Annotated in this window: 4 protein-coding genes and 1 tRNA gene; 2 read left to right on the forward strand and 3 right to left on the reverse strand. The window is 71.3% G+C overall.

Features of this window, described 5'->3' with window-relative positions:
- Window positions 1–1,129 (reverse strand): DNA repair protein RadA (gene radA, locus GH736_RS19880; RefSeq protein ID WP_159606415.1); only part of this gene is annotated, 1,129 nt, incomplete at its 3' end.
- 9 nt (window positions 1,130–1,138) lie between these two features.
- The gene (locus GH736_RS19885; RefSeq protein ID WP_235934527.1) at window positions 1,139–1,945 is read right to left on the reverse strand and encodes an SGNH/GDSL hydrolase family protein; all 807 of its coding nucleotides are present in this window, start codon (window positions 1,943–1,945) and stop codon (window positions 1,139–1,141) included.
- Window positions 1,946–2,045: 100 nt separating this feature from the next.
- Here GH736_RS19885 and GH736_RS19890 point away from each other — a divergent pair.
- Window positions 2,046–2,135, forward strand: a tRNA-Ser gene (locus GH736_RS19890).
- An 87-nt stretch (window positions 2,136–2,222) separates the two neighbouring features.
- Here the strand turns inward: GH736_RS19890 and GH736_RS19895 are convergent.
- A complete protein-coding gene (locus GH736_RS19895) occupies window positions 2,223–2,513 on the reverse strand; it encodes a hypothetical protein (RefSeq protein WP_159606417.1) in 291 nt (96 codons plus the stop codon).
- A gap of 383 nt (window positions 2,514–2,896) precedes the next feature.
- Between GH736_RS19895 and GH736_RS19900 the strand changes: the two genes are divergently transcribed.
- On the forward strand, window positions 2,897–3,186 hold a 290-nt coding region (locus GH736_RS19900; protein WP_159606419.1), incomplete at its 3' end, for a hypothetical protein.

The raw sequence follows: 3,186 nt of genomic DNA on the forward strand, positions 1-3,186 counted from the left end.
CCACGGCGATGGCGAGGTCGGCGCCGGGCTCGGCCAGGCGCACGCCGCCGACCGTGGAGACGTACACGTCGTGCTCGCCGAGCTGACGGAGGCCGGCGCGGCGTTCGAGCACGGCGATGATCATCGCGACGCGTGAGGGGTCGACGCCGTTGACCACCCGGCGCGGCTGCGGTGCCTTCGTGGAGACGACGAGCGCCTGCACCTCGACGGGCAGTGCCCGCCGGCCCTCGAGGGCGACGGTGACGCACGTGCCGCTCACGGCATTGCGCGAACGGCTGAGGAAGAGCCCGGAGGGGTCGGGCACCTCGGCGATGCCGTCGCCCGTCATCTCGAAGCAGCCGACCTCGTCGGTGGGACCGAAGCGATTCTTCAGCGCCCGCACGAAGCGCAGCGCCGTCTGCCGGTCGCCCTCGAACTGGCAGACGACGTCGACGAGGTGCTCGAGCAGCCGCGGGCCTGCGATCGACCCGTCTTTGGTGACGTGCCCGACGAGCAGCACCGGCAGCTGCCGTTCTTTCGCGACGCGGATGAGGGTGGAGGCGACCTCGCGCACCTGGCTCGGCTGGCCCGGCAGCCCGTCGGACAGGGAGCTCGAGACGGTCTGCACCGAGTCGACGATGAGCAGCTCGGGGGAGACCTGGTCGACCTGCCCGAGGATCGTGGCGAGATCGGTCTCGGCGGCGAGGTAGAGCTCGTCGTGCAGTGCGCCCGTGCGGCCCGCGCGAAGACGCACCTGGGCCGTGGACTCCTCGGCGCTGACGTAGAGCACGCGGCGGCCGGTGGCGGCGACGCGCGCGGCCACCTCGAGGAGCAGCGTCGACTTGCCGACGCCAGGCTCACCCGACAGCAGGATGGCCGCCCCGGCCACGATGCCGCCGCCGAGCACGCGGTCGAACTCGCCGATGCCGCTGGGTCGATGCGCCGCCGAGTCTTCGACGTCGACCTCGCTGATGGGGCGCGCGGCTCGCGCAGCCGTGGGAACCACGGCCTGCAGCGACCGGAGGATGCCGGTCTGCTCGGCCGCGTCGACGACGGTGCCCCACTGCTGGCACTCGGCGCAACGGCCGACCCACTTCACGGTGCTCCACCCGCATTCGGTGCATCGGAACGCGGAGGTGGGCTTGGCCATGCCCCGAGCCTAGGCGTCGCCTCCGACAACGGCGGGCGCGACATCCGGAGCCGCTGTCTCGGGTGTGGGGAACCGCTCGACGAGCTGCGCCGCGAGCGACGGCGCGAATGCGTCGGCCCAGACCCGATAGCCGTGGTCGTTGGGGTGGAACATGTCGATCGCGAACTGCGTCAGCATGCCGGGGATCCCCTGGTGGCGCGTCTCGGTGTGCAGCGGGACGACCGTGAGGCCGTGCTCGTCGGCCACCGTGCGGATGATGCGGTTCGCCACCGCGACCTTGCGCTCGTTGCGCGGGAAGTAGAAGAACGGCAGGTTCGCGACGAGCGCGTGCGGCGGCAGGGCCGCGAAGATGGTGCGGATGCCGCGCTCGAACGCCGCGGGATCCCACTGCGCGATGTCGTTGGCACCGATCGCCACCGTGACGACGTCGGGCTTCAGCGTCACGAACCGGGGCAGTTGGTCCTGCACGGCGAGCTGGACCGTCGCGCCTGACACGCTCAGGTTCACCACCCGCACGCTGCGGCCGGTGATGGCGCGGATCTCCTCGGCGAGGACGCCCACGTAGCTGCGGTCGGGACTCGAGGCGCCGATGCCCTGCGCGGCGCTGTCGCCGATGGCGACGTAGAGCAGCTCGCCCCGTACCTTCGCGTGGTCGCTCCACCACTTCGAGTGCACGGGCAGCGTCTCGTTCAGCACGAGGGAGTTCGCCGTCAGGCGGGCGCGGAAGCGGCGCCATCCGAGGGCCGACGCCGCTCCGGCAGCACCGATCGCGGCCGCCACGGCGGTCGTGCGCAGGAGCCGGTCGGAGGTCACCACCTCGCCGACGGTATGGGAGCACGCTGGACGGTCGCTGAACGCGTGGGCGCGGCATCCGCTCGTTTTGGTCGTCGCCGCGATGTCGTCTAAGATCGTCCTCGGTACCGTGTCCGAGCGGCCGAAGGTGCAACTCTCGAAAAGTTGTGTGCGTGAAAGCGCACCGTGGGTTCAAATCCCACCGGTACCGCCAGTGAAAGCCCCTGAACTCCGCACTCGCGGAGGGCGGGGGCTTTCTCGTTCGCCGCGTCCCGCCCGGTGAAGCGCGCCCACGTGCGGCTCAGTGCCGCGCGGAGCTGCGGTGCGGCTGCACATCGCCGTCATCGCGGTCGTCGGCCGGCACCGATGGTCGGGCGGCGGCATCCTCCCGGGCAGGACTCGCGCCGACGACATCGTCGGTCGTCCGCACGGGTATCCCCTGCCGCACCGCCGCCGTCAGGACGCCCTCGACGAAGTCGGGGTCTGAGGTGACGATCGAGCGATCGGCGTGGGTGAGGGTGATTTCGCCGTCGTCATACCGCACGGCGACGCCGGCGTGGATGACGTACAGACTTCCTCGTCTGGTGATCACGGTGTTCCTCGTTCGGGTCTGAGGGCAACCATCGGGTACCGGCCAGTCTACCGGCTCACGGGTTCCGACCGCCGGACATGCAGGTCGCGGCATGTACCGATGTCAGCCTGCGCATCGGTGGCTCGGCTCCCGGAGGTGGCCCCCGAACTGGGGCGCGTTCCGCGGGACGGAACGGCGTGGCGGTCATTGACGCTGGCGTCGGGCCGGGCGTACTGTCACCGACTGAGCCTTCTCAACCCGGCGCAGGAACGATGGCTGTTCCAGCGCATCCCCGGAGGAAGTTCGACGGCACGTAGGTCACCGCATCCGCGGTGACGGGATCGGCAGGCGCGTGCGCCTGCCCGGCTCCAGTGACGTATGACCGAACCACGGGGAACGAACGCATGGCATCGAACGCGCTGGGACGCAGGACACGGACGGCTGTCGCCGCCGTCGTCGCGTTCCTCACCGCGTTCGTCATGAGCATGCCGGGCACGAGCCCGGCCGCCGCGCTCGCGTCCCCGACGAGCGCCGCCCAGGAGCTCTCCGTGCCCGTGACGCTCACGTCCGAGCAGCTGCTCGAACTGCTCCAGCGCGGCGAGCACCAGGACGCCCCCGACGTGGGGCCGGCCCCCGGAACCGGCGTGATCTCCGACGGCGACCTGTGGGCCGCGGCCGGATCCGCGGCGGCGCA

Origin of the sequence: Agromyces humi (genome assembly GCF_009720255.1) — a bacterium.
GTDB classification, from domain to species: domain Bacteria; phylum Actinomycetota; class Actinomycetes; order Actinomycetales; family Microbacteriaceae; genus Agromyces; species Agromyces humi.